The sequence below is a fragment of the Cupriavidus basilensis genome, assembly GCF_008801925.2.
GTDB lineage: Bacteria > Pseudomonadota > Gammaproteobacteria > Burkholderiales > Burkholderiaceae > Cupriavidus > Cupriavidus basilensis.
The window spans coordinates 1,575,431-1,600,288 of the sequence record NZ_CP062803.1 but is presented as its reverse complement, the minus strand read 5'-3'; the positions used below and the strand labels follow the sequence as shown (position 1 = coordinate 1,600,288).

Genomic DNA, 24,858 nt, shown 5'->3' with positions numbered 1-24,858 from the left:
CGCGGGGGCTGCCGTCAGATCTCCACCTTGGTGCCCAACTCAACCACACGGTTGGCCGGAATCTGGAAGAAGTCCGAGGGCTTGGCACCGTTCTGATGCATCCACGCGAACAGGCTTTCGCGCCACATCGACATGCCCGGCAGCTTCGAGGGAATCACCGATTCACGGGCGATGAAGAACGAAGTTTCCATCAGCTCGAAGTGCATGTTGAGCTTGCGCTGGGCCAGATCCAGCACCCGCTGCACATCCGGCGTTTCCTTGAAGCCGTACTCGGACTTGAGGATAAATACGCCGCCGCCCAGATCCTTGCAGGTCAGGCGATGGTCATCGTCCACATAGGGCACGTCGCGCGTGACAAAGCTCAGGAACACCACGCGCTCATGCAGCACGCGGTTGTGCTTGAGGTTGTGAAGCAGCGAAACCGGTACCGACTCGGTGTTGCCGGTCAGGAACACAGCCGTCCCTTCGACCCGATGCGGCGGGTGCGCCAGCAGGCCACCGATAAACGGCTCGAGCGGAATGCCATCTTCCAGGCTGCGCGCGCGCAGCAGCTTGCGCCCGCTGTGCCAGGTCATCAGCAGGAAGAAGGCGGTGCCGCCCATCAGCAGCGGGAACCAGCCGCCCTCGGCGATCTTGAGCAGGTTGGCCGAGAAGAACGCCAGGTCGACCAGCAGGAAGGTCGAACCGATCAGGGTCACCAGGACCGGGTTCCACTTCCACACGTTGCGCATGACCACGGCGGCCAGGAACGTGGTGATCACCATGGTGGTGGTGACCGCGATGCCGTAGGCGGCCGCCAGGTTGTCGGATTTCTTGAAGGCCACCACCACGATCACCACCAGCACCAGCAGGAGCCAGTTGATGACCGGCAGGTAGATCTGGCCGATTTCAGCGTCCGACGTATAGCGGATGCGCATGCGCGGCACGAAGCCCAGCTGGATGGCCTGGCTGGTCAGCGAGAATGCGCCCGAGATGACGGCCTGCGAGGCGATCACCGTGGCGCACGTGGCCAGCAGCACCATGGGGATCAGCAGGGGCTGCGGCACCATCAGGTAGAACGGATTGCTGATGGCTTCGGGGTTCTGCAGCAGCATCGCGCCCTGGCCGAAGTAGTTCAGCATCAGGCAAGGCATCACCACCGCGAACCAGCCCATGCGGATCGGCCGGATGCCAAAGTGGCCCATATCGGCGTACAGCGCTTCCGCGCCGGTCAGCACCAGGAACACCGAGCCAAGCACCACGAAGGCCTGCAGCGAGTGCTCCATCAGGAAGATAACCGCGTAGTACGGGTTGACCGCCATCAGGATCGAGGGCACATGCATCATGTGGTATGCGCCCAGGGCACCTAGCGCGGCGAACCACACCATCATGATGGGCCCGAACAGCTTGCCCACCGCGGCGGTGCCGCTGCGCTGAATCATGAACAAGGCCGCCAGGATCACCAGCGTGATCGGTATGACAAAGTGCGACAGCCCGGGCGCGGCGATTTCCAGGCCCTCCACCGCGGACAGGACCGAGATCGCCGGTGTGATCACCGCGTCGCCATAGAACATGCAGGCGCCAAAGATGCCGAACATCATCAGCAGCTTTGCCATGCGCGAGCGCGGCGCCGCTGTGCGCAGCGCCAGCGCCATCAGGGCCAGGATGCCGCCCTCGCCGTCGTTGTCGGCGCGCATGACGAACATCACGTACTTGAGCGAAACCACGATGATCATCGCCCAGAACAACATGGAGATGATCCCCATGACGGCGGCGTCGCTAAAGGGAATGCCGTGCTCGGTGCTAAAGCATTCCTTCAGGGCGTACAACGGGCTGGTACCGATATCGCCGAAGACGACGCCGATCGCCCCGATCACCAGCGCACGCTTGCTGGGACTTTCGACGAAATAATGACTGGTTGCGGGCTGGGTCATGGATAAGGGTAAGGTTGAAAGGCTCGCGCAACGGCATCGGCGCACGGATATGTGCGCCCGAGATGGCGCAACGGCACCGTGCCGCTATTGCATTGCACAAACGCGCGCCATTCTAGATGAAGTGCCGGGTAACGACCACTAGGGAGCATCCCGCCTTGAGGAACCTGCTTCGTGCTGGTGACGTGGCAAGCATGCGAGGGAAGTCCCGCCCGGTCAAGCGCTTGCGCGGGGTGGACCACCAAATCGCCCACGAATAGGGGGATACGCACGTTGCTGCACCGCCACAAATTGCGCACAATTAGTCACAATTAAGTATGGGGCGTGTGCGGATCAAACGCCAAGATAGCGATCCAGCAAGCCGGGTTGCACCGCCAGTTCGGCCGCAGGCCCGTTCATGACGACCATGCCCTTCTCCAGCACCACCACGCGATCGGCATTGGCCAGCACCGTGCGGTAGTTGCGATCCACCACCACGGACGCAATGCCGGTGGCGCGCACGGTGGCAATGACCTGCCAGATCTCGGCGACAATGCGTGGCGCCAGGCCTTCGGTCGCCTCATCGAGGATCAGGCAGTCCGGGTTGGTCATCAGGGCTCGTCCGATCGACAGCATCTGCTGCTCGCCGCCGGACAGTTGCTGGCCGCCGTGGCCAAGGCGCTCCTTGAGGCGCGGGAACAGGTCCAGCACCCTTGCCTCGTCCCAGTCCATCCGGCCAGACGGCCCTTTGCGCGCCGCCATCAAGAGGTTCTCGCGCACGGAGAGATTGGGGAAGATGCCCCGCCCTTCGGGCACATAGGCCACGCCCAGGCGTGCCACTTCATACGGTTGCGCACGGGAGACATCGCGCCCGCCGGCGAGGATGGTGCCCTCACGCTGGCGCACATGGCCCAGGAGAGTACGCAGCAGCGTGCTCTTGCCCATGCCGTTGCGCCCCAGCAAGCCCACGGTCTCGCCCGTGCCGACGCTGAAATCGACCCCGCGCAGGACGTGGCTGCTGCCATACCAGGCATGCACGCCGCGTGCCGCAATCATCTCGCTTGGCGCGCTCATGCTGCCTGCTCCCTATGCCGGGCCGCCTGTTGGGAGGCCGCCCCCTCCTCGTCCTCCTCAACCTCCTCGCCAAGGTAAGCCTGCTGGACTTCGCGATTGACGCGGATCGCTTCGGGATCGCCAGAGGCGATCACTGTGCCGTTGACCATCACCGTGATCCGGTCCGCCACGGAGAACACCGCCTCCATGTCATGCTCGACCAGCAGCACCGCGTGGCCATCGCGCAGCGAACGCAGCAGCGCAAGCATGCGTGCCGACTCCTCCGCGCCCATGCCGGCCAAAGGCTCATCCAGCAACAGGACGGTGGGCTGGGTGGCCAGGCACATCGCCACCTCAAGCTGGCGCTTCTGGCCATGCGACAGCGCCGTGGCAACGGTATCCGCGCAGCCGGCCAGGCCGGCGCACTCCAGGGCTTCGTCGCCCAGCGCGCGACTGGTGCGGCAACGCTGCGCGCCCTCCCACAACCGCCAGGCCCGCTGCGCGCGCGACTGCGCCGCCAGGCGGCAGTTCTCGCGCACCGTCAGCGGCAGGAAGATATTGTTGCGCTGGTAGCTGCGGCCCACGCCTTCGCGCGCCAGGCGCGGCTGCGACCAGCCGGTCACGTCGCGCCCCTGCAATTGCAACGCGCCAGACGATGCCGGCAACTCGCCCGACAACATATTGATCAGCGTGGACTTGCCCGCGCCATTGGTGCCGATCACCGCGTGGATCTCATGCAAGGCGAGATCCAGGTCCACGTCGCCCACCGCCGTGAGGCCGCCAAAGCGGCGAGTCAGCTTGCGGGCCGACAAGACCGGCGCGGGTACTACAGGTGCAGGTGCGTTCATCGTGATCCTCCTTGGCGCCGGCGCGCGGCACCACGGGCCAGGCTGATCAGCCCATGCGGCAGCAAAGCCACCGCCAGGATGACAAAGCCGCCCATCAGCAACTGCCAGTGCTTGGTCAGCGTGCTGAACCACTCCGCGAGCAAGACGAAGGAGAAGGCCCCCAGCACCGCGCCCGCCAGGCTGCCGGCCCCGCCCAGGATCACCATCAGCATGGCGTTGCCGGACTGGTGCCAGGATGCGATCTCCGGATTGACGAAGCCGTACTGGATGGCATACAGGTAGCCGGCCAGGCCGGCAAAGGTGCCAGCCACCACGAAGGCGCCAAGCTGGTAGCGATAGGTGGCATAGCCGGCAGCGCGCATGCGCTGCTCGTTATGCTTGATGCCCACCAGCGCATGCCCGAAGCGCGAGCGCAGCACCACCGCCAGCCCGGCCACCGTGAGCACCAGCGCGCCAAGCACCAGCCAGTAGAAATGCGTGACGTCGTTGACGTCGAACGGGTGCGCCCCCAACAAGCCGAACTCCGGCCGGAAATAGATATAGGTACCGTCGCTGCCGCCCGCGATCTTGGTGTCGTGGAAGACGAAATACACCATCTGCGCGAAGGCCAGCGTGACCATGATGAAATAGATGCCACGCGTGCGCAGCACCAGCGCGCCCACTACCAGCGCCAGCAGCGCGGCCGCGCCAAGCGCGCCCAACAGCAAAAGCCAGCCATTGCCCGGACCGGCCTGCGGCGCCATCATCGCGGTGGCGTAGGCGGCCATGGCAAAGTAAGCCGCATGGCCCAGGCTGACCAGCCCGGTGTAGCCGATCAGCAACTGCAGCGACAGCGCGAAGATGGCCATGATCATGACCTTGCTGACCAGCTCGATGTAAAAACGCTGCCCATCCGCATTCAGCAGTAACGGCAGCACCGCCAGCACAGCAAACGCGGCCAGCCAGCCCAGGCCGCCCAGCCAGGGCATGGGCTGGCTGCGCGCGCGCACCGGCCCCTCCAATGCATTGGTATCGCTTGGCATATCCCTACCCCGCCTTGAACAAGCCCTGGGGTTTCCAGAGCAGGATGAGTGCCATCAGCAGGTAGACCAGCACGCCGGAGGCCTCCTGCCAGAACACCTTGCCGAACGTATCGACGAAACCCAGCAGCAGCGAGGCCACCATGGCCCCCTTGACCGAGCCGATGCCGCCGATCACCACCACCACGAAGCACACGATCAGCACCTGGCTACCCATGCCCGGATAGACCGAGGACACCGGCGCGGCGATCATGCCGGCCAGCACCGCCAAGGCCACGCCCAGCGCAAACACGAAGCGGTACAGCACCGTGACGTTGATGCCCAGCGACTGCACCATCTCGCGATTGGTGGCGCCGGCACGAATCATCATGCCAAGGCGCGTGCGGCGGATAACCAGGTACATGGCCGCGGCCACCAGCAGGCAGATCGCGGAGATAAACAGGCGATAGACCGGATAGGTCATGTCATTGCCGATCGGCAGAGCCCAGTCGAGCATGGCCGGCACGGTCACGCCATGTACGTCGTCGTCCACCAGGATGCTGCGCAGCTCCTCGAACACAAGGATCAGCCCGTAGGTCATCAGCACCTGCTGCAGATGCTCGCGCTCGTAGAGATAGCTGAAGAACACCCACTCCAGCACGTAGCCGAACGCCACCGCGAGCACGATGCCCAGCGGAATGGCGATTAGCAGGCTGCCGGTCAGCCCGGCTAGCGTGAAAGCCAGGTAGGCGCCCAGCATGTAGAAGCTGCCGTGGGCGAGGTTGATCACGCCCATGATGCCGAAGATCAGCGTCAGGCCGCTCGCGACAAGAAAGAGCAGCAGGCCGTACTGGATGCTATTGAGGCACTGAATGAAGAAGGAAACGATATCCATGGATATCCATGCGGCAAAGCGGCAACTCGATTGCGGTATGCGGCCCGGCTGGCGCCGGGCCGGACTTCGGCACGGCGCCTTGGCGGCGGCGGGCCACGGTGATTACCCGCTCAGAGCCGGCAGCCGCGCGCCGGATCGGCCAACGCCTTCACCGCGACGGCGCCCAGTTTGTTCTCCCGGCCATCGACTTTGCGCAGGTAGAAATCCTGCACCGGATTGTGGGCCTTCGAGAGCGTGAACGTCCCCCGCGGGCTATCGACCTTGGTCTGCTCCATCGCCTTGATGACCTCGGCCTTCCTGCTCATGTCGCCCTTGACCGCGCCGGCGCCTGCGGCCAGCAACTGCGCGGCGTCGTAGCCCTGCACGGCGTACACGTCGGGCTGCAGCTTGTAGGCCTTGGCGTATTCCAGGCGGAAGCTCTTGTCGCGCGGGTTGGGCAGGCCATCGGCATAGTGCAGCGTGGTTTCGATGCCTTGCGCAGCGGCACCCTGTGCTTCCAGCGTGCCGTCGGTGAGGAAGCCCGACGCGTAGAGCGGAATCTTGTCCTTGAGGCCCGCCGCGGCCCAGTCCTTGACGAATTTCACGGCGCCGCCGCCCGCGAAGAACACGAAGACCGCATCGGGCTTGATCGATGCGACCTCGGTGATCAGCGCCTGGAATTCCACGTTGGGGAACGGCAGGCTCAACTCCTTCACCACCTTGCCGCCCTTGGCCTCGAAGGCTTCCTTGAAGCCCTTGACCGACTGCTCGCCGGCTGCGTATTTCCACGTCAGCGTGACCACCTTCTTCATGCCGCGCTCGGCCAGCACATGGCCCATGGCGTAGCCCGGCTGCCAGTTCGAAAACGAGGAGCGGAAGATATTGGGGCCGCACAGCGGACCGGTGGCTTCATCCACGCCCGCATTGGGAATGATCAGCAGCGTATTGTTTTCCTTGGCCACCTTGACGATGCCCATCTGCACGCCCGAGTGCACCGTGCCCACCACCACGTCGACCTGGTCGCGCTTGATCAGCTTGGTGGCGTTCTCCGGCGACTTGGCCGGATCGGACTCGTCGTCCACCTTGAAGTACTCGATCTCACGCCCGCCCAGCTTGCCGCCCTGCTCCTGCACGTACATCTTGAAGCCATTCTCGATGGCGTTGCCCAGCGACGCATAGGTGCCCGTGTAAGGCAGCATGAAGCCAACCTTGATCTTGCCGGTGCCCTGGGCATTGGCGCCCGCGGCAAAGGCAAGGGATGCAGCGATGGCTAGGCATGCGGGGGCCAGCCCGCGCGATGTGAAGCGATGCATGGATGTCTCCTGGTGGTCAAGCCGACTTCCGTCGCCTGGCCCTGCATCGCCAGCCTGCGGGACTCCCATCCGTGCGCGGCATTCGCGGACCTCGCGAGCTGCCGGACGGCGGGAACTGCAGGCCAACGCGCAGGGGGCGCGGAATTATTTTAGGTATGAAGTATGTGTCGTTATAAACCTGACTGCCGCGTCCGTCAACGGCCTGGGCTGGTCGCGGTGAGGCGAGTGGCCGCATCGCGGGAGTTTAAGCAGGACGGTTTGTGGCGCATATCGATGGATACCCTCAATCTGCGCCATGGTGCCGTATTCGTCGTCCTCGCCTTGCACCGCCAGCACGGGACATTGGATCTGCGACAGCAGCGGATGCAGGTCGAAGGCGCGGAACGCGGGATCGAGCCAGATATCGTTCCACCCCCAAAAGGCGGAATCCACATCGTCGTGATGGCGCGCCAGCTTGCTGCGCAGGTCCGCCTGCAGATAGGCCTCGCGGGCGGCCCGGATGCTGCTCACCGAGATATCCTCCGCCAGGATGTGCGGCGCCAGCACGGTGATGCCATCGACCGCCCGCGGGAAACTCGCGGCATGTATCAACGCGATCGAGCCGCCGTCGCTGTGACCGAACAACCAGGGCTTGCCACGTTTGCGTCCCGGCCCGATCTCGAGCGTCTCGAACAGTGCCGGCAGTGCCTCGCGCGCCTGGCGATGCATGTAGTCGACGCCCCACTTTTCCGGGGCGGGACGCGGGGTGGAGCGCCCATAGCCATAACGCGACAGCACCAGCCCGCGAAAGTCCCCAGCCTCGCACAGCGCGGCGGGATAGTCGCGCCACATGCTGATCGAACCCAGCCCCTCGTGCAGGAAGACCACCAGCGGGCGCTCCTGGCGCTGCGGCCGCAGCCACTGGATCTCGATCTGGATACGGCGGCCGTCGAACGGAATTTCCACCAATTCGCTTTGCATGCCCTTGCCCTTCATCATCGGTCTGTCGTCGCTGGCACGATTGCCGGCGCCGGAGCCGCGCCATCGGCAGCCGCATGCGCAGCCTGCTCACGCTGACGCAGCCGGAAGCGCTGGATCTTGCCGGTGGCCGTCTTCGGCAGTTCGGCCACGCACTCGATCTGGCGCGGGTACTTATACGGGGCCAGCCGCGACTTGACGAACGCCTGCAGCTCGGCCGCCATGCCATCATGCCAGGACTGCCCGGGGCGCAGCACCACGAAGGCTTTCGGCTTGACCAGTTCGTCGGCATCGGCCACGCCGATCACCGCTGCCTCCAGCACGGCCGGATGCAAGGCCAGCACGGCCTCGACCTCGAATGGCGATACATAGATGCCGCCCACCTTGAGCATATCGTCGCTGCGCCCGGCGTAGATGAAATAGCCATCCGCATCCTGCTGGTACTTGTCGCCGCTGCGGGTCCATTCGCCCACGAAGGTGTCGCGGGTCTTGTCGCGGTTGCCCCAGTACATCAGCGCGGCGCTCGGGCCCTTGATAAAGAGGTCGCCAATCTCGCCCGGCGCGCAGGGCTGGCCCGCTTCATCCAGCAGCCGCAGCGCGTAGCCGGGCACCGGCTTGCCGGTGGTGCCGTAGCGCACGTCGCCTGGACGGTTCGACAGGAAGATGTGCAACATCTCGGTGGAGCCAATGCCGTCGAGGATGTCGCAGCCAAAATGCGCGCGGAAACGATCGCCGATATCCTTGGGCAGCGCCTCGCCCGCCGAGGTGCAAACGCGCAGCGCAACGTCCGGCCGAGCCGGCAGGTCGCTCGCGGCCAGCATGCCGGCATATAACGTGGGCACGCCGCAGAAAACCGTCGGGCGCTGCTCGCGCAGCCGGCGGAACACCGCTTGCGGCGTGGGACGTTCGGCCATCAACACGGTGGTGGCGCCAACGGCAAGCGGAAACGTCAGCGCATTGCCCAGGCCGTAGGCGAAGAACAGCTTCGCCGCGGAAAAAACCACGTCGTCCTCACGCAGGCCAAGCACTTGGCGCGCATAGAGATCGGCGGTATGGAACAGGTTGCCATGCGTGTGCACGGTGCCCTTTGGACGCCCCGTTGAGCCGGACGAATACAGCCAGAAGGCGATATCGTCCGGCCGCGTGGCGGCAGCGCCTTCCAGCGGCATGCCCTGCCCGGCCATCTCGGCCACGCTCGGCCCCTGGCCGGCACTACCGGCATCCGGTGCGGCAAGGATCAGCGCGGGCGCGGTGCCGGCTTTGCCGATGGCGTCGCGCATGACGCTTGCCAGCGGCGCCGAGACCACGGCCGCGCGCGCGCCGCTGTGGTCCAGCATGTAGGCGTAGTCGTCGACCGTCAGCAGCGTGTTGACGGCCACGGGCACCACGCCGGCCAGCAGGCAGCCGAGGAACACCGTGGGGAAATCGACGGTGTCCAGCGCGCACAGCAGCAGGCGCTCCTCGGGGCGGATCCCTGCATGCAGCAGGGCGGCGGCGAAGCGCCGGCAGCGCTGGTCCAGCGCGGCGAAGCTGAGCAGGCCGGCATCGTCCACATAGGCGATCTTGTCGGCGCGGCCTGCCGCCAGGTTGCGCGACAGCAAGTCGGCGGCGGCGTTGTAGCGGGCTGGCAGTACGGAAATGGCCGCCGCTGTAGCGGCTTGAGTCGCATCGGCCGCCGGGGACGGGGATGCAATGGGGGGGGTCATGTCTCCACTCCTCGATGCCGTCCCCGGGGTCGCACTTCGCCACGGGAACGGATTCAGGTTTGTCGTGATTTTTTGTTTTTCTTCTTGACCTGCATTTGTTGATGCATTTTATTGCATATCACCTATTATGCAAGCAGAGAAATGCACTATATGACACGAGGGTCGCGTCCCTTATAATCGCACCCCCGATCCTGGCCCCAACCGCTCCCCTTCCCTATCCAAACCCGCCCGCCATGCGCCGCGACCCAGACCCACTGCTGGCCCCCGACTCCGCCGACGCCCGCCCTGCCGGCGAGCGCGATCCCTACCTGACGCAACTCGGCGAGCGCATCCGCTCGCTGCGCGCGGCGCGCGGCATGTCGCGCAAGGACCTCGCACGCGGGGCGGAGGTGTCCGAGCGCTACCTCGCCAACCTGGAGACCGGCACCGGCAATGCGTCCGTGTTGCTGCTGCGCCAGGTGGCGCGCGCGCTGGATGTGCCGCTGCCGGTGGTGCTGGCGGAGATGGAGACCCAGCACGCTGCTGGTGGCCAGCCTGCCTCGGAGTTCTCGCAGCTGGTGCAGTGGCTGGCGCAACTGCCCGCGGCCGACCTGTCACGCGTGCGCGAGGCTTGCCACCATGCCCTGGCGCCTTCCGCCTCCCATGACGCGCGCCATCGCCGCATTGCGCTGATCGGGCTGCGCGGCGCCGGCAAATCCACGCTCGGGCGGGCGCTGGCCGCAGCCATGGAAGTGCCCTTCGTCGAGCTCAACGGCGTCATCGAGCAGGAGGCCGGCGCCAGCCTGGCCGAAATCCACTCGCTCTATGGGCAGGCCGCCTACCGCCGCTACGAGATGCGTGCACTTGAACGCGTGCTGCGCGAGAACGACCGCATGGTGCTGGCCACGCCCGGGAGCCTGGTCTCGGAGCCCTCCACCTTCAACCTCCTGCTGGCACGCTGCTACACGGTCTGGGTACAGACCTCGCCCGAGGAACACATGGCACGGGTGGTGGCGCAGGGCGACATGCGCCCGATGGAAGGCAACCGTGAAGCCATGGACGATTTGCGCCGGATCCTGCTGGCGCGCAGCCCGCTCTACTCCCGCGCGGACGTGACGATCGACACCAGCGGCCAGGACCCCACCACCTCCCTGCAGGCCTTGCGCGCCCATCTTCGAATCATCGGCGCGTGACTGGTACCGGGTTGGCGCCCTAGCATCGCGCAAGGATTGCGCCGGCGGGATTTGTGCACTATATTTCATCGCAAGGGATGATCGACAATATAATGCATAAAGGAGACCACGATGTCCGCCCCGGCCACTCCCACCACCACAGCCACCACCACTGAGCAAGCCCCTGTCACCTTTGAGCGCGACCCCGCGCAGTACCGCCACTGGAAACTGACGTTCGCGGGCCCGGTGGCCACGCTGTCCATGGATGTCGACGAAGACGGCGGACTGCGCCCCGGCTACGCCCTCAAGCTGAACTCCTACGACCTCGGCGTGGACATCGAGCTGCATGATGCCGTGCAGCGCATCCGCTTCGAGCACCCGGAAGTGCGCACCGTGGTCCTCACCAGCGCCAAGGACCGCATTTTCTGCTCAGGCGCCAACATTTTCATGCTCGGCAAGTCATCGCACGCCTGGAAGGTGAACTTCTGCAAGTTCACCAACGAGACCCGCAACGGCATCGAGGACGCTAGCCGCCACTCTGGCCTGAAGTTCATCGCGGCCTGCAACGGCACCACCGCCGGCGGCGGCTATGAGCTGGCCCTGGCCTGTGACGAGATCGTGCTGGTCGACGATCGCTCCTCGGCCGTCAGCCTGCCCGAAGTGCCGCTGCTGGGCGTGCTGCCCGGCACCGGCGGGCTCACGCGCATCACCGACAAGCGCCGGGTGCGGCGCGACCACGCCGACATCTTCTGCACCACCACCGAGGGCGTGCGCGGGCAGCGGGCGCACGACTGGAAGCTGGTCGATGCCGTGGTCAAGCCGGCGCGCTTCGCAGAGCATGTGCAACAGCGCGCGCTCGCGCTGGCCGCGCAGAGCGACCGCCCCGCCGGCCACGATGGCGTGAAGCTCACACCGCTGTCGCGCCGCCAGGAGGCGCACGGCTACCGCTATGACACGGTCCAGCTGCATATCGACCCACATGCCCGCAAGGCCACGCTGACGGTCTTCGGTCCGGCCAAGCACCAGCCGCAGGCGCTGGCCGCGATCCTTGCCGCCGGCGCCGACTGGTGGCCGCTGAAGATGGCGCGCGAGCTCGACGACGCCATCCTCACGCTGCGCGCCAACCATCTCGATATCGGCATGTGGATCCTCAAGACCGAGGGAGACCCCCATCAGGTGCTGGCCACCGATGCGCTGCTGGATGCGCATGCCGGCCACTGGTTCGTGCGCGAAACCATCGGCATGCTGCGCCGCACGCTGGCGCGCCTGGAGGTGTCGTCGCGCACGCTGTTTGCGCTGATCGAGCCGGACTCCTGCTTTGCCGGCACGTTGCTGGAGCTGGCCCTGGCCGCCGACCGCAGCTACATGCTGCATCTGCCCGACGCGCCGGACGATGCACCGCGCGTGTTCGCCAGCACCGCCAACTTCGGCCGCTATCCGGCCGTCAACGGACTGACCCGGCTGGCCGCGCGCTTCTACCAGGACGAGGTGGCAATCCAGGCCGTGCAGGACCATATCTGCGCGCCGCTCGACGCCATCAACGCCGCCTCGCTCGGCCTCGTCACCGCCACGCCCGACGACATCGACTGGGAAGACGAGATCCGCATTGCCATCGAGGAGCGCGCCAGCCTGTCGCCGGACGCCTTGACGGGACTCGAGGCCAACCTGCGCTTCGGGCCGGTGGAAACCATGGAGACCCGCATCTTCGGCCGCCTCACCGCCTGGCAGAACTGGATCTTCAACCGGCCCAACGCGGTGGGCGAGCAAGGCGCGCTCAAGGTGTTCGGCTCGGGCAACAAGGCCCGCTTCGACTGGGACCGCGTCTGAGCCCGTTTGCCCATCTGGGCCAGCCGTCCACGCAACAAAAAACAAGACAAGGAGACAACCCCGTGAGCATCGACTACAGCCAGAAGATCCCGAACAACGTCAACCTGTCCGACGACCGCGCGCTGCAGCGCGCGCTCGAGCACTGGCAGCCCGCCTTTCTCGACTGGTGGCGCGACATGGGGCCCGAAGGCTCGCACCAGCACGATGTCTACCTGCGCACGGCGGTCTCGGTCGATCCTTCCGGCTGGGCGCACTTCGACCACGTCAAGATGCCCGACTATCGCTGGGGCATCTTCCTCCAGCCCGCCGACCCGGCGCGCCGCATTCATTTCGGCGAGCACAAGGGCGAAGCGGCCTGGCAGGAAGTACCGGGCGAGCATCGCGCCAACCTGCGGCGCATCATCGTCACCCAGGGCGACACCGAGCCGGCCTCGGTGGAGCAGCAACGTCACCTGGGCATGACCTGCCCCTCGCTCTACGACCTGCGCAACCTGTTCCAGGTCAATGTGGAAGAAGGCCGCCACTTGTGGGCCATGGTGTACCTGCTGCATCGCCATTTTGGGCGCGACGGGCGGGAAGAGGCCGAGGCGCTGCTGGGGCGGCGCTCCGGCGACGAGGACAACCCGCGCATCCTGGGCGCCTTCAACGAGCGCACGCCCGACTGGCTGGCCTTCTTCATGTTCACCCACTTCACCGACCGCGACGGCAAGTTCCAGCTCTGCGCGCTGGCCGAATCCAGCTTCGACCCGCTGGCGCGCACCACGCGCTTCATGCTGACCGAAGAAGCGCACCATATGTTCGTTGGCGAGTCCGGCATCTCCCGCGTGATCCAGCGCACCTGCGAAGTCATGCGCGAGCGCGACATACAGGATCCCGCGGACGTGCGCGCCGCAGGCGTGATCGATCTCGATACCATCCAGCGCTACCTCAACTTCCACTACAGCGTGACCATCGACCTGTTCGGCGCCGACCAGTCGTCCAACGCCGCCACCTTCTACAGCGCCGGGCTCAAGGGCCGCTTCGAGGAAGGCAAGCGTGGCGACGACCACGTGCTCAAGAGCGACGTGTACCGCATCCTCGACGTCACCGACGGCCGCCTGGGCGAGCGCGAGGTGCCCATGCTCAACGCGCTCAACGAAGTGCTGCGCGACGACTACGTGAAGGACACGCTCGGCGGCGTGGCGCGCTGGAACAAGGTAATCGAAAAGCACGGCATCGCGTTCCGCATGACGGTGCCGCACAAGGCGTTCAACCGCAAGATCGGCAGCCTGGCCAATGTTCATGTCTCGCCGGCCGGCGAGCTGCTCACCGAAGCGCAATGGCAGGCCGGCGAGCGCGAGTGGCTGGCAACCGACGAGGACCGCGCCTTCGTGGCCTCGCTGATGGGCCGGGTCACCGAGCCCGGCAAGTACGCCAACTGGATCGCTCCGCCGGTGGTGGGCATCAACCGCCAGCCGATGGATTTCGAGTACGTGCGCTTCAACTGACCCTGACCAGCCCGGACTGACCCACGGGCAACATGCGGCGCAGCGCCGGCGACAGACCGGCCGCGCGCCAAGGAGACCAAAGAGATGGGCGCCCCCGACATCATCAAGCAGCACCTGATCGACCCCGAGATCTGCATCCGCTGCAACACCTGCGAAGACACCTGCCCGATCGACGCGATCACCCATGACGACCGCAACTACGTGGTCAGGGCCGACGTGTGCAATGGCTGCGGCGCCTGCCTGGGCCCGTGCCCCACCGGCGCGATCGACAACTGGCGCACGATGCTCAAAAGCGAGGCCTATCCGATCGAGGCGCAGTTGCTATGGGACGAGCTCCCCGCCGCCCTGCCCTTGCCGGCGGACGCGGGGGTCGATAGCGCGCCGGATCCGGCTTCGCCACAGACCGGGCAGGAGCCGCAAACCCAGCAGGTGGAAACCAGCCGGCATACCTCGCCCAAGGCACCGTGGTCGGCGGCGCATCCATATGTCAACCTGCACGGCGTGCGCACCCCCGTCACCGCCACCGTGGCCGGCAACTACCGCCTGACCGCCGACGACGCATCGAGCGATGTGCATCACATCGTGCTGGATTTCGGGCAGCACTTTTTCCCGGTGCTGGAAGGCCAGGCCATCGGCATCGTGCCGCCCGGCACCGATGCCAATGGCAAGCCGCACTACATCCGCATGTACTCGATCGCCAGCCCGCGTGACGGCGAGCGGCCGGGCTACAACAACCTGGCGCTCACCGTGAAGCGCGTCGAGCAGGATCATCAAGGACAGCCGGTGCGCGGCGTGGCATCCAACTTCCTGTGCGATCTCGCGCGCGGCGACGAAGTGCGCGTGGTCGGCCCGTTCGGCACCACCTTCCTGATGCCCAACCACCGCGAAGCCAGCGTGATGATGATCTGCACCGGCACCGGCTCGGCCCCGATGCGCGCCATGACGGAGCACATGCGGCGCAACGTCGAGCAATTCGACGGACAGCGCCTGTTGTTCTTCGGCGCCCGCAACGCGCGGGAACTGCCCTACTTCGGCCCGTTGATGAAGCTGCCGCCGAGCTTCCTCGATATCCATCTCGCCTTCTCGCGCGATCCCGGCCAGCCCCGGCGCTATGTGCAGGACGCCATCCGCGAAGCCGGCGCCCGCGTGGCGGCGCTGCTCAACGATCCCCACGGCCATGTCTACATCTGCGGCCTCAAGGGAATGGAAGACGGGGTGCTGGCTGCGTTCGCAGAGGTCTGCGCCAGCGCCGGGCTGGCCTGGGGTGAACTGGAAGCGGCCATGAAGACAGAGGGACGGCTGCACATCGAGACGTACTGAGGCTTGCGGACGTACTGATCGGGCGGAAGGCCGCGCTACGTTGCGCCCCACGCCCTCGCAACGCAGAGCGCCGCAGAAGGTCGTATACAGGACAAGTGCGAGGACAAGTGCGAGGACAAGTGCGAGGACAAGTGCGCATTCTGCAGTGGGCGAGGCCACCAAGCCATGCGGATAAAGATGGCGTTTTCCTGCTTCCCTTACGAAACGAGCCGCCTATAATGTTTCTGAAGAAACAGGAGCGAGGCGATGCAACCCAAGCAAGTCCCGGAGCATCTTCCTGCCGGCAGTCCGGACCCCGGCACTACCCTCACCAAGGCGGTCATGCGTGCAGCCGGCTTCCTTGGCATCAGCCAGGCAGGCGTGGCCAACGTGCTGGGCATCAGCACTGCCTCGGTGTCCCGAATGGCTTCCGGGGGCTATGTGCTCGATGCGCATCGCAAGGAATGGGAGTTCGGCGTGCTGTTCGTGCGCCTGTTCCGCTCGCTCGACGCCATCCTCGGCCACAGCGACCAGGCCCGCCTCTGGCTGGCCAACGAAAACCTGGCGTTGGGTGGCAAGCCGCTCGACCTGATCCGCACAACAGAGGGCCTGGTACGTGTCGTTCACTATCTGGATGCCACCCGCGGTCGCGTCTGAGCGCAAGCCGTTTGCGCTCACGCTCTGGCGCGCGGTTGAGGCTCAGCATGTGGTGTCGACGATGCCGCTGGTCGACAGCCTGGAGGAGCAGGCCGTGCTGGAAGCCGTGCTGGACGCCGGCAAGCCCGCGGTGCCCGCCGACGCACGCCACCTGCACTATCTTCTGTTCACGCCCTTTCGCTACCCGCCCTCGCCCTGGGGCTCGCGCTTTCGCGCCGAGCAGGATCCTGGCGTGTTCTACGGCGCGGACGATATTCGCACCGCCTGCGCGGAACTGGGCTACTGGCGCTGGCGCTTCCTGCTCGACAGCCCGGCGCTGCCCCGCATCGACGCCCGGCCCCACACCTTGTTCCAGGTCAGCGTGCGCACCGACGGCATCGCGCTCGACGCGCCGCCCTTTGCCGAAGACGCCGCGAAGTGGACCGATCCCGACCACTATGACGCTTGCCAGGCCCTGGCCCGTACGGCCCGCGAAGCTGGCCTCGGCATGATCCGCTACACCTCGGTGCGCGACCCTGAGCACGGCGCCTGCGCCGCACTGCTGACTCCGCGCGCCTTCGCTGAACCGCAGCCACGCGTCACCACCACCTGGATGCTGACCGTGCGGCCTGACCGCGTCATCTGGCAACGCGACGACCTGCTGCAGCGGGACAGCTTCCAGTTTGCCGCCAGCGTCTGGCAGCGCAGCGAGGCCAGCCACGGCCCCGCCTGAGCGCCGGCGCGCCATTGCGGCAGTGGCCCTTATCGGGGCAAGTTCTTGCGCCCTTCACCAATCCGGCGCAATTGGTTGTTGCACTGCGCCAGGATTTGTCTTACAATCTTTTTCTTCGACGGACGCGGGGTGGAGCAGTTGGCAGCTCGTCGGGCTCATAACCCGAAGGTCGCAGGTTCAAGTCCTGCCCCCGCAACCAAACGCCTGCATGCCAATGCAGTCACGGTCGAAACAAAGCAAACCAACGCCTCAACGCCCAATTCAGGGCGTTTTTTGTTTTGTGCGCCGCACGCTCGACTTCGGTGCGGTCCCGCGCGCTAGCCCACCCCCAAACTAGCATCCCACCCCCGGCAGCCCCCATCGGCGGTGATACACTTTCGCCATTCCTCCCGGACGCCCCTCATGAAATTCTGCTCGAACTGCGGCCATGCGGTCGTGCTGCGCATCCCTGAAGGCGACTCGCGCCTGCGTTCAGTGTGCGACAACTGCAGCACTATCCACTACGTCAACCCGCGCAATGTGGTCGGCACCATTCCCGTGTGGGAGGACAAGGTCCTGCTGTGCAAGCGCGCCATCGAGCCGCGCTACGGCTTCTGGACGCTGCCGGCCGGCTTCATGGAGATCGGCGAGACCACCGCGCAGGGCGCCGCGCGCGAGACGCTGGAGGAAGCCGGCGCACGGGTGCAGATCGGTGAGCTCTTCTCGATCCTGAATGTGCCGCATGTGCATCAGGTGCATATGTTCTACCTGGCAACGCTGGAAGACCTGGACATCTCGGCGGGCGAGGAAAGCCTGGAGGTAAAGCTGGTCGAGGAAGCTGACGTACCCTGGGACGAACTGGCCTTCCCCACCGTGATCCATTCGTTGCGCTGCTTCTTCGCGGATCGCGCGGCGGGACGGCTAGCCGACGGCACGTTCCGCCTGCACAGCCTGGATATCGACAAGCCGATGCGCCCGCTGACCACCCGGGCCACGGTCGAACCCTGAACCCGGGCACGTTGCCCGCACTGCACGCATGATCACCTGGCTGGATCCGCATGATCCGTTCCCGCCGGTCGAGCGTGCGCTCGGCCCGGGCTCCGACGCGCCCGGCCTGCTTGCGGCCAGCCGCGAGCTGTCGGCCCAGCGCCTGCTGCTGGCTTACCGGCAAGGCATCTTTCCCTGGTATGCCGAAGGCCAGCCGGTGCTGTGGTGGAGCACCGATCCCCGCATGGTGCTGCCGCCGCAGGCGCTGCGCGTTTCCAGCACCTTTCGCAAGACCCTCAAGCGCGTGCTGCGCGACCCCGACTGGGAAGTCCGCGTCGACGTTGACTTTATCGCCGTGATGCAGGCCTGCGCCGAAACCCCGCGCGATGGCCAGCATGGCACCTGGATCACCGAGGACATCATCGCCGCCTATGGCGCACTCCACCGCAATGGCCTGGCCCATTGCGTGGAGACCTGGTACCAGGGCGAGCGCGCGGGCGGCCTGTACGGCGTGGCGCTCGGGCGGATGTTCTATGGCGAATCGATGTTCGCGCGGCGCACCGATGCCTCCAAGATCGCCCTGGCCGCGCTGTGCGCGTTCCTCGGCAACCACGGCGTGGCGATGATAGACTGCCAGCAGGAAACCGATCACCTGGCTTCGCTCGGGGCGAGTCCCATCCCGCGTGCGGAGTTCGCGGCCCATATCCGCATTGCCACCCGCCAGCCGGACATCGTGCCGTGGGGTTTTGACAAGACGGTGCTGCAGAGATGGACTCAGGTACAGCCGTAGGACGCACCGCATTGGCCACTTGCCGCAAGGCCCGGTCGCCGCGCCATCGGCTTTCCCGCGTTGCTGTTTCATCCCTGGCCGTTGCAGACACATGAGCAAGCTAAAGGAACTCCCCCTTTCCGCGTTGCAGTTCTACGCTACGGCACCCTACGCTTGCAGCTACCTCGATGGCCGCATGGCGCGCTCTCAGGTCGCCACGCCCGCGCACCTGATCAATGCCGATGTCTATTCGCGGCTGGTGCGTGCCGGCTTCCGGCGCAGCGGCATCTTTACCTACCGCCCCTATTGCGATGAATGCCACGCCTGCACGCCGTGCCGCGTGGTGGTCGACCAGTTCCGCCCTGACCGCAGCCAGCGCCGGGCCTGGCGCCAGCACGGCAGCCTGCAGGCACTGGTGGCGCCTCTGACCTACGTGGAAGAGCATTATTCGCTCTACCTGCTGTACCAGTCGATGCGCCACGCCGGCGGCGGCATGGACCAGGACAGCCGCGACCAGTACGAGCAGTTCCTGCTGCAAAGCCGGGTCAACTCGCGGCTGGTGGAATTCCGCGAGCCGCCGGGCTCGCCCGAGGCCGGGCGGCTGCGCATGGTCAGCATGATCGATGTGCTCGACGATGGCCTGTCCTCGGTCTACACCTTCTACGACCCGCTGGAGGTGCACGCCAGCTACGGCACCTACAACATCCTGTGGCAGATCCAGCAGGCCCGCGAACTCGCCCTGCCCCACCTGTACCTGGGCTACTGGATCGCCGATAGCCGAAAAATGGCCTACAAGGCGCGCTACCAGCCGCTGCAGGTGCTGACCGCAAACCAGTGGCGCGCGTTCGATGCGGCGCCGGCGTCGCTGCGGGATGCGGCGCCCGCCGTGGCATCGCCCACTGCCGTGCCGGTCGTGCCGCCGCAGCCCGGCGACGAAGCCCCGGAAAACAGCCTGTAGCGGACAGCCTGCGCAAGTCATGCCTGCGCCAGCGGCGCAGCACCCGCTCTGGCCCAACCGTTACAATGCCGCCTTGGTCCCGACTTCCAAGCTGATTCCCTGTGCTGAACGCGCTCTACCCCTTGTTTCGCCCCGCCCTGTTCTCGATGGATGCGGAGGACGCTCATCATTTCACCCTCAACAACCTGCTCCGCGCCAAGCGCATGGGGCTGGCGGGCTGCATCGGCAATACCATCGCCGATGACCCGCGCACGGTGATGGGTGTGCGCTTCCCCAACCCGGTTGGCCTGGCCGCCGGGCTCGACAAGGATGGCGCCTACATCGACGGGCTGGCCGCCTTCGGCTTCGGCTTTATCGAGGTGGGCACGGTCACGCCGCGCCCGCAGGCGGGCAACCCGCGGCCGCGCATGTTCCGCCTGCCGCAGGCGGATGCGCTGATCAACCGCATGGGCTTCAACAACGGCGGCGTGGATGCCTTTATCGCCAATGTGAACGCGTCGCGCTGGAAGGCTGAAGGCGGCGTGCTGGGCCTGAACATCGGAAAGAACGCCGATACGCCGATCGAGCGCGCGGTGGACGATTACCTGCACTGCCTGGAACGGGTCTACCCGCACGCCAGCTACGTCACCGTCAATATCTCCTCGCCGAACACCAAGAACCTGCGCCAGCTCCAGGGTGCCAGCGAGCTCGACCACCTGCTCTCCACGCTCAAGGGCGCGCAGCAGCGCCTGGCCGACAAGTACAAGCGCTACGTGCCGCTCGCGCTGAAGATCGCGCCGGACCTCGATGCCGACCAGATCGGCAATATCGGCGATGCGCTGGTCCGCCACCGGATCGACGGCGTGATCGCCACCAACACCACGATCGCCCGCGACGCCGTCAAGGGCCTGCCGCACGGCGAGGAAGCCGGCGGCCTGTCGGGCCGGCCGGTGTTCGAATCCTCCACCCGCGTGGTCAAGAGCCTGCGCGCGGTGGTTGGGGACGCGGTGCCCATCGTCGGCGTGGGCGGCATCTTCAGCGGTGCGGATGCGCAAGCCAAGATCGCGGCCGGCGCGCAACTGGTGCAGGTGTACAGCGGGCTGATCTACCGCGGCCCGGTGCTGGTCAAGGAATGCGCCGCCGCGCTGCGCGCCTGACGGCCGCGACCCAAACCCGCTTTTTGCGCCTTATCACCCCAGCCTCACAAGGATAGCCATGGAAACCACCCGTCTTGGCCGCAGCGACCTGCAGGTTTCGCGCATCTGCCTGGGCACCATGACCTTCGGCGAGCAGAACACCGAAGCCGAAGGCCACAGCCAGCTCGACTACGCGGTGTCGCGCGGCATCAACTTCATTGACACCGCAGAGATGTACCCGGTCAAGCCGCGTGCCGAAACCTATGGCAGCACCGAGCGCATCGTTGGCACCTGGCTCAAGCGCCAGCAGCGTGAGCGCATCGTGCTGGCCACCAAGGTGGCGGGCCCGGCGCGCATGCCGTGGATCCGCAATGGCGGCGACCTGACCCCGGACAGCATCCGCGCGGCGGTGGACGCCTCGCTCGCACGCCTGCAGACCGATTACATCGACCTGTACCAGATCCACTGGCCCGCGCGCAACGCGCCCATCTTCGGGCAAAAGCAGTTCGATCCGGCCAATGAGCGCGAGTGCGCCTCGATCCAGGCGCAGCTCGAAGCCATGGGCGAGCTGGTGCGCGCGGGCAAGATCCGCTATGTCGGCGTGTCCAACGAAACGCCGTGGGGCGTGGCCGAGTTCGTCAAGCAGGCGGAGCTGCACGGCTTGCCGCGCATCGCCACCATCCAGAACCCGTACAACCTGCTCAACCGCAGCTTCGAACAGGGCCTGGACGAGGCGTGCTTTCGCACCGACGTGAGCCTGCTGGTATACAGCCCGCTGGCCTTTGGCCAGCTCACCGGCAAGTACCTCGGCGGCGACCTCGCCCACCCCGTGTTTGACACGCAGGCCAAGGGCCGCCTGACCCGCTTCCCGCCCGACTGGAGCCCGCGCTACCTGCGCCCGGAAAGCCTGGCCGCGGCCGCCCGCTACGTGACGCTGGCACGCGAGCACGGCCTCTCGCCGGCAACGCTGGCGCTGGCCTGGAGCTACTCGCGCTGGTTCGCGGCAAGCACCATCATCGGCGCCACGTCGCTGGAACAACTGCGCGAAAACATCGATGCCTGGCAAACGCCGCTGCCCGAGGCGGTGACCGCAGCCATTGCCCGCATCCACGCCGAAATCCACAACCCGGCGCAGTAACGTTACCGCCTTCCAGGCACCGGCGACGGTGCGCCGCCCGGAGCCGCCCATCGCGTGCTCCGGGCCTGCCGTTTTCCCCTACTGACGCGCTGGAACAAGGCAAAACAGGGCAAATTCCGCCTCGAAAATGGTATCCTCGCAGGCTTATCGCCGTCGTATCCGCTGTACAAGAGCGTCCCCCAGCCTGCCGCCTGGTGTATCGCCCACACAATGGACCGGCCGGTTGGCGCAGCGCGCCCCCGGGCAAGACGGCGGACCAGTTCTTATCGAGAACGAAACGCGGCTCATCACCCAGAACCCATATCCGGGGGAGATTAAAAATTATGAAGTGTCTCAAGACATCGACCAAGACCATCCTGGGCAGCGCCGTCGCCCTCGCGCTGCTGTACGGCGGCGCCGTGCAGGCCCAGACCGTCAAGGTGCTCTCGATCGTCGACCATCCCGCGCTGGACGCCATCCGTGACGGCGTGCGCGACGAGCTGAAGACCGCCGGCTTTGACGCCGACAAGAACCTGAAGTGGGAATACCAGAGCGCACAGGGCAATACCGGCACTGCCGCGCAGATCGCCCGCAAGTTCGTCGGCGACCAGCCCAACGTGATCGTGGCCATCGCCACGCCGTCGGCCCAGGCCGTGGTGGCCGCCACCAAGTCGGTGCCGGTGGTGTACTCCGGCGTGACCGATCCGGTCGCCGCCCAGCTGGTCAAGAGCTGGAGCGCATCGGGCACCAATGTGACCGGCGTGTCGGACAAGCTGCCGCTGGACCGCCAGGTTGCCCTGATCAAGCGCGTGGTGCCCAAGGCCAAGACGGTCGGCATGGTCTACAACCCCGGTGAAGCCAACTCGGTGGTGGTGGTCAAGGAGCTGAAGGCGATGCTGGCCAAGGAAGGCATGACGCTGAAGGAAGCCGCCGCACCGCGCACGGTCGACATCGGCGCCGCCGCCAAGAGCCTGATCGGCAAGGTCGATGTGATCTACACCAACACCGACAACAACGTGGTGTCGGCGTACGAAGCCCTGGTCAAGGTCGCCAACGAGTCCAAGATCCCGCTGGTGGCTGCCGATACCGACAGCGTCAAGCGTGGCGCCATTGCCGCGCTGGGCATCAACTACGGCGACCTCGGCCATCAGACCGGCAAGGTGGTGGTGCGTATCCTGAAGGGCGAGAAGCCCGGCGCGATCGCTTCGGAAACCAGCGACAAGCTGGAGCTGTTCGTGAACACCGGCGCGGCCGAGAAGCAAGGCGTGACGCTGTCGCCCGAACTGATCAAGGAAGCAAAGACCGTCATCAAGTAATCACGGCACGCTGACCCTGCGCGTTCGCGCGCAGGTGGCTCTATCCGGGCCCGCCCCCGGAAACGCCTGCGCCGCGCCGCCTGACCCGGGCAGCGCGCCAGGCGTTTTCAGATTCGGCCTCCCGTGCCGGACACAAGCAACTGGATTTCCCCCATGTCCCTCTTTTCCCTGCTGGGCGCCCTGGAGATCGGCCTGATCTTCAGCCTCGTCGCCCTGGGGGTGCTGATCTCCTTCCGCATCCTCAACTTTCCCGATCTGACCGTCGATGGCAGCTTCCCGCTGGGTGGCGCCGTGGCGGCCACGCTGATCGCCTCGGGCCAGGATCCGTTCATCGCCACCGCGCTGGCGATTGTTGCGGGCGCCTTTGCCGGCTTCGTCACCGGCTGGCTCAACGTGCGCCTCAAGATCATGGACCTGCTGGCCAGTATCCTGATGATGATCGCGCTGTACTCGATCAACCTGCGCATCATGGGCAAGCCCAATGTGCCGCTGATCACCGAGTCGACCATCTTCACCATCCTGCAGCCGGACTGGCTGCCCGACTACATGCTGCGCCCCGCGCTGCTGCTGATCGTGGTGGTCGTGGCCAAGCTTGGCCTGGACTGGTTTTTCTCCTCGCAGCTCGGCCTGGCCATGCGAGCCACCGGCGCCAATCCTCGCATGGCGCGCTCCCAGGGCATCGCCACCGGCCGCGCCACGCTGGCGGGCATGGCGCTGTCCAACGGACTTGTAGCCCTCGCGGGCGCGCTGTTCGCGCAGACCCAGGGCGGCTCCGATATCTCCATGGGCATCGGCACCATCGTGATCGGCCTGGCCGCGGTGATCATCGGCGAGAGCATCCTGCCGGCGCGCCGGCTGGTGTACACCACGCTGGCCGTGGTGCTGGGCGCCATCCTCTACCGCTTCTTCATTGCGCTGGCCCTGAACAGCGAGTTCATCGGCCTCAAGGCACAAGACCTGAACCTGGTAACCGCCGTGCTGGTGACCGGTGCCCTGGTGTTGCCCGGGACCCGCAAGAAGCTGTTCGGCCGCAAGAACGGAGGTGCCTGAAATGCTGCGCGCACAAGACCTGAAACTCACCTTCAATCCCGGCACCCCGATCGAGACGCGCGCGCTGCGCGGCCTCAGCCTGGATATCCCGACGGGCCAGTTCGTTGCCGTGATCGGCTCCAACGGCGCCGGTAAATCCACCTTCCTCAATGCCATCAGCGGCGATCAGATGGTGGACACCGGCCGCATCACGATCGACGACGTCGACGTCACGCGCAAGCCCGCCTGGGACCGCGCCCCGCTGGTGGCGCGTGTCTTCCAGGACCCGATGGCGGGCACCTGCGAGGCACTGACGATTGAAGAAAACATGGCGCTGGCCATGGCGCGCGGCAGCCGCCGGGGCTTTCGCGCGGCGCTGAACAAGCCCTCGCGCGAGCTATTCCGCGACAAGCTGCGCCTGCTCAACCTCGGCCTGGAAAACCGCCTGACCGACCGCATCGGCCTGCTGTCGGGCGGCCAGCGCCAGGCCGTGAGCTTGCTGATGGCCTCGCTGCAGCCCTCGCGCATCCTGCTGCTGGACGAGCACACCGCTGCGCTGGACCCGAAGACCGCCGCCTTCGTGCTGGAGCTGACCGCCAAGATCGTGGAGGAAGCCAAGCTCACCACGATGATGGTCACGCACAGCATGCGCCAGGCGCTGGACTACGGGCAACGCACCGTGATGCTGCACCAGGGTCAGGTGGTGCTGGACGTGTCGGGCGACCAGCGCGCCGGACTGGACGTGCCGGACCTGCTGCGCATGTTCGAGCAGACGCGGCATGAGCAGCTGGATGACGATGCCCTGCTGCTGGGCTGA

22 protein-coding genes and 1 tRNA gene are annotated in these 24,858 nt (G+C 66.1%); 15 read left to right on the top strand and 8 right to left on the bottom strand.

Annotation, left to right across the window (positions count from 1 at the left end; translation table 11 throughout):
- Positions 1-14: 14 nt before the first annotated feature.
- The 8 genes from F7R26_RS07270 to F7R26_RS07235 all read right to left on the bottom strand — a co-directional run bounded on the left by F7R26_RS07270 (position 15) and on the right by F7R26_RS07235 (position 9,638).
- Entirely contained in the window at positions 15-1,913 is a 1,899-nt protein-coding gene (locus F7R26_RS07270; RefSeq protein WP_150987732.1) for a potassium transporter Kup, read from the bottom strand.
- 330 nt (positions 1,914-2,243) lie between these two features.
- Positions 2,244-2,963 (bottom strand): ABC transporter ATP-binding protein, encoded by a 720-nt coding sequence (locus F7R26_RS07265; RefSeq protein WP_150987733.1) that lies wholly within the window; start codon positions 2,961-2,963, stop codon positions 2,244-2,246.
- Entirely contained in the window at positions 2,960-3,790 is an 831-nt protein-coding gene (locus F7R26_RS07260) for an ABC transporter ATP-binding protein (RefSeq protein ID WP_150987735.1), read from the bottom strand. The genes F7R26_RS07265 and F7R26_RS07260 overlap by 4 nt, the downstream gene beginning before the upstream one ends.
- A complete protein-coding gene (locus F7R26_RS07255; RefSeq protein WP_241754502.1) occupies positions 3,787-4,758 on the bottom strand; it encodes a branched-chain amino acid ABC transporter permease in 972 nt (323 codons plus the stop codon). The genes F7R26_RS07260 and F7R26_RS07255 overlap by 4 nt, the downstream gene beginning before the upstream one ends.
- Before the next feature lie 58 nt (positions 4,759-4,816).
- Positions 4,817-5,683 (bottom strand): branched-chain amino acid ABC transporter permease, encoded by an 867-nt coding sequence (locus F7R26_RS07250; protein ID WP_150987739.1) that lies wholly within the window; start codon positions 5,681-5,683, stop codon positions 4,817-4,819.
- A 110-nt stretch (positions 5,684-5,793) separates the two neighbouring features.
- Positions 5,794-6,975 (bottom strand): ABC transporter substrate-binding protein, encoded by a 1,182-nt coding sequence (locus F7R26_RS07245; RefSeq protein ID WP_150987741.1) that lies wholly within the window; start codon positions 6,973-6,975, stop codon positions 5,794-5,796.
- Positions 6,976-7,119: 144 nt separating this feature from the next.
- The gene (locus F7R26_RS07240) at positions 7,120-7,935 is read right to left on the bottom strand and encodes an alpha/beta fold hydrolase (protein WP_150987829.1); all 816 of its coding nucleotides are present in this window, start codon (positions 7,933-7,935) and stop codon (positions 7,120-7,122) included.
- A 14-nt stretch (positions 7,936-7,949) separates the two neighbouring features.
- Positions 7,950-9,638, bottom strand: coding sequence for a benzoate-CoA ligase family protein (locus tag F7R26_RS07235; RefSeq protein WP_150987743.1), 1,689 nt, complete (start codon positions 9,636-9,638; stop codon positions 7,950-7,952).
- 233 nt (positions 9,639-9,871) lie between these two features.
- Between F7R26_RS07235 and F7R26_RS07230 the strand changes: the two genes are divergently transcribed.
- The 15 genes from F7R26_RS07230 (at position 9,872) to F7R26_RS07160 (ending at position 24,858) form a co-directional block, all read left to right on the top strand.
- Positions 9,872-10,810: a helix-turn-helix transcriptional regulator gene (locus F7R26_RS07230; protein ID WP_150987744.1), complete on the top strand. Its 939-nt coding sequence runs from the start codon at positions 9,872-9,874 to the stop codon at positions 10,808-10,810.
- Between the two features lie 111 nt (positions 10,811-10,921).
- Positions 10,922-12,616, top strand: coding sequence for a 2,3-epoxybenzoyl-CoA dihydrolase (gene boxC / locus F7R26_RS07225; RefSeq protein ID WP_150987746.1), 1,695 nt, complete (start codon positions 10,922-10,924; stop codon positions 12,614-12,616).
- Between the two features lie 62 nt (positions 12,617-12,678).
- Complete coding sequence (gene boxB / locus F7R26_RS07220; protein ID WP_150987748.1) at positions 12,679-14,103, top strand: benzoyl-CoA 2,3-epoxidase subunit BoxB; 1,425 nt, start codon at positions 12,679-12,681, stop codon at positions 14,101-14,103.
- An 84-nt stretch (positions 14,104-14,187) separates the two neighbouring features.
- Positions 14,188-15,423 carry a benzoyl-CoA 2,3-epoxidase subunit BoxA gene (boxA, locus tag F7R26_RS07215; protein WP_150987751.1) on the top strand — a complete coding sequence of 412 codons (1,236 nt, stop codon included), beginning with the start codon at positions 14,188-14,190 and terminating at the stop codon, positions 15,421-15,423.
- A gap of 246 nt (positions 15,424-15,669) precedes the next feature.
- Positions 15,670-16,059, top strand: a complete 390-nt coding sequence (locus tag F7R26_RS07210) for an MbcA/ParS/Xre antitoxin family protein (protein WP_043345277.1) — start codon at positions 15,670-15,672, stop codon at positions 16,057-16,059.
- Entirely contained in the window at positions 16,019-16,771 is a 753-nt protein-coding gene (locus tag F7R26_RS07205; RefSeq protein ID WP_193692137.1) for an RES family NAD+ phosphorylase, read from the top strand. Before F7R26_RS07210 ends, F7R26_RS07205 begins: the two co-directional genes overlap by 41 nt.
- A 123-nt stretch (positions 16,772-16,894) precedes the next feature.
- A tRNA-Met gene (locus F7R26_RS07200) sits at positions 16,895-16,970 on the top strand.
- A gap of 203 nt (positions 16,971-17,173) precedes the next feature.
- Complete coding sequence (locus F7R26_RS07195) at positions 17,174-17,758, top strand: NUDIX hydrolase (RefSeq protein WP_043345274.1); 585 nt, start codon at positions 17,174-17,176, stop codon at positions 17,756-17,758.
- 28 nt (positions 17,759-17,786) lie between these two features.
- Positions 17,787-18,527, top strand: a complete 741-nt coding sequence (gene aat / locus F7R26_RS07190) for a leucyl/phenylalanyl-tRNA--protein transferase (RefSeq protein WP_150987752.1) — start codon at positions 17,787-17,789, stop codon at positions 18,525-18,527.
- 91 nt (positions 18,528-18,618) lie between these two features.
- Positions 18,619-19,464: an arginyltransferase gene (locus F7R26_RS07185; protein ID WP_150987755.1), complete on the top strand. Its 846-nt coding sequence runs from the start codon at positions 18,619-18,621 to the stop codon at positions 19,462-19,464.
- Between the two features lie 101 nt (positions 19,465-19,565).
- A complete protein-coding gene (locus F7R26_RS07180; RefSeq protein ID WP_150987758.1) occupies positions 19,566-20,600 on the top strand; it encodes a quinone-dependent dihydroorotate dehydrogenase in 1,035 nt (344 codons plus the stop codon).
- Between the two features lie 58 nt (positions 20,601-20,658).
- A complete protein-coding gene (locus tag F7R26_RS07175) occupies positions 20,659-21,717 on the top strand; it encodes an aldo/keto reductase (protein ID WP_150987761.1) in 1,059 nt (352 codons plus the stop codon).
- A 323-nt stretch (positions 21,718-22,040) separates the two neighbouring features.
- The gene (locus tag F7R26_RS07170) at positions 22,041-23,012 is read left to right on the top strand and encodes an ABC transporter substrate-binding protein (RefSeq protein ID WP_043345265.1); all 972 of its coding nucleotides are present in this window, start codon (positions 22,041-22,043) and stop codon (positions 23,010-23,012) included.
- A 153-nt stretch (positions 23,013-23,165) separates the two neighbouring features.
- On the top strand, positions 23,166-24,062 hold the full coding sequence (locus F7R26_RS07165) for an ABC transporter permease (protein ID WP_150987764.1): 897 nt from the start codon (positions 23,166-23,168) through the stop codon (positions 24,060-24,062).
- Position 24,063: 1 nt separating this feature from the next.
- Positions 24,064-24,858: an ABC transporter ATP-binding protein gene (locus F7R26_RS07160; RefSeq protein WP_150987767.1), complete on the top strand. Its 795-nt coding sequence runs from the start codon at positions 24,064-24,066 to the stop codon at positions 24,856-24,858.

Coding starts and splice junctions, on each gene's coding strand:
- F7R26_RS07270 (WP_150987732.1), bottom strand. CDS start 1,913: ATGACCCAGCCCGCAACCAGTCATTATTTCGTCGAAAGTCCCAGCAAG.
- F7R26_RS07265 (WP_150987733.1), bottom strand. CDS start 2,963: ATGAGCGCGCCAAGCGAGATGATTGCGGCACGCGGCGTGCATGCCTGG.
- F7R26_RS07260 (WP_150987735.1), bottom strand. CDS start 3,790: ATGAACGCACCTGCACCTGTAGTACCCGCGCCGGTCTTGTCGGCCCGC.
- F7R26_RS07255 (WP_241754502.1), bottom strand. CDS start 4,758: ATGCCCTGGCTGGGCGGCCTGGGCTGGCTGGCCGCGTTTGCTGTGCTG.
- F7R26_RS07250 (WP_150987739.1), bottom strand. CDS start 5,683: ATGGATATCGTTTCCTTCTTCATTCAGTGCCTCAATAGCATCCAGTAC.
- F7R26_RS07245 (WP_150987741.1), bottom strand. CDS start 6,975: ATGCATCGCTTCACATCGCGCGGGCTGGCCCCCGCATGCCTAGCCATC.
- F7R26_RS07240 (WP_150987829.1), bottom strand. CDS start 7,935: ATGCAAAGCGAATTGGTGGAAATTCCGTTCGACGGCCGCCGTATCCAG.
- F7R26_RS07235 (WP_150987743.1), bottom strand. CDS start 9,638: ATGACCCCCCCCATTGCATCCCCGTCCCCGGCGGCCGATGCGACTCAA.
- F7R26_RS07230 (WP_150987744.1), top strand. CDS start 9,872: ATGCGCCGCGACCCAGACCCACTGCTGGCCCCCGACTCCGCCGACGCC.
- boxC (WP_150987746.1), top strand. CDS start 10,922: ATGTCCGCCCCGGCCACTCCCACCACCACAGCCACCACCACTGAGCAA.
- boxA (WP_150987751.1), top strand. CDS start 14,188: ATGGGCGCCCCCGACATCATCAAGCAGCACCTGATCGACCCCGAGATC.
- F7R26_RS07210 (WP_043345277.1), top strand. CDS start 15,670: ATGCAACCCAAGCAAGTCCCGGAGCATCTTCCTGCCGGCAGTCCGGAC.
- F7R26_RS07195 (WP_043345274.1), top strand. CDS start 17,174: ATGAAATTCTGCTCGAACTGCGGCCATGCGGTCGTGCTGCGCATCCCT.
- aat (WP_150987752.1), top strand. CDS start 17,787: ATGATCACCTGGCTGGATCCGCATGATCCGTTCCCGCCGGTCGAGCGT.
- F7R26_RS07185 (WP_150987755.1), top strand. CDS start 18,619: ATGAGCAAGCTAAAGGAACTCCCCCTTTCCGCGTTGCAGTTCTACGCT.
- F7R26_RS07175 (WP_150987761.1), top strand. CDS start 20,659: ATGGAAACCACCCGTCTTGGCCGCAGCGACCTGCAGGTTTCGCGCATC.
- F7R26_RS07170 (WP_043345265.1), top strand. CDS start 22,041: ATGAAGTGTCTCAAGACATCGACCAAGACCATCCTGGGCAGCGCCGTC.
- F7R26_RS07165 (WP_150987764.1), top strand. CDS start 23,166: ATGTCCCTCTTTTCCCTGCTGGGCGCCCTGGAGATCGGCCTGATCTTC.
- F7R26_RS07160 (WP_150987767.1), top strand. CDS start 24,064: ATGCTGCGCGCACAAGACCTGAAACTCACCTTCAATCCCGGCACCCCG.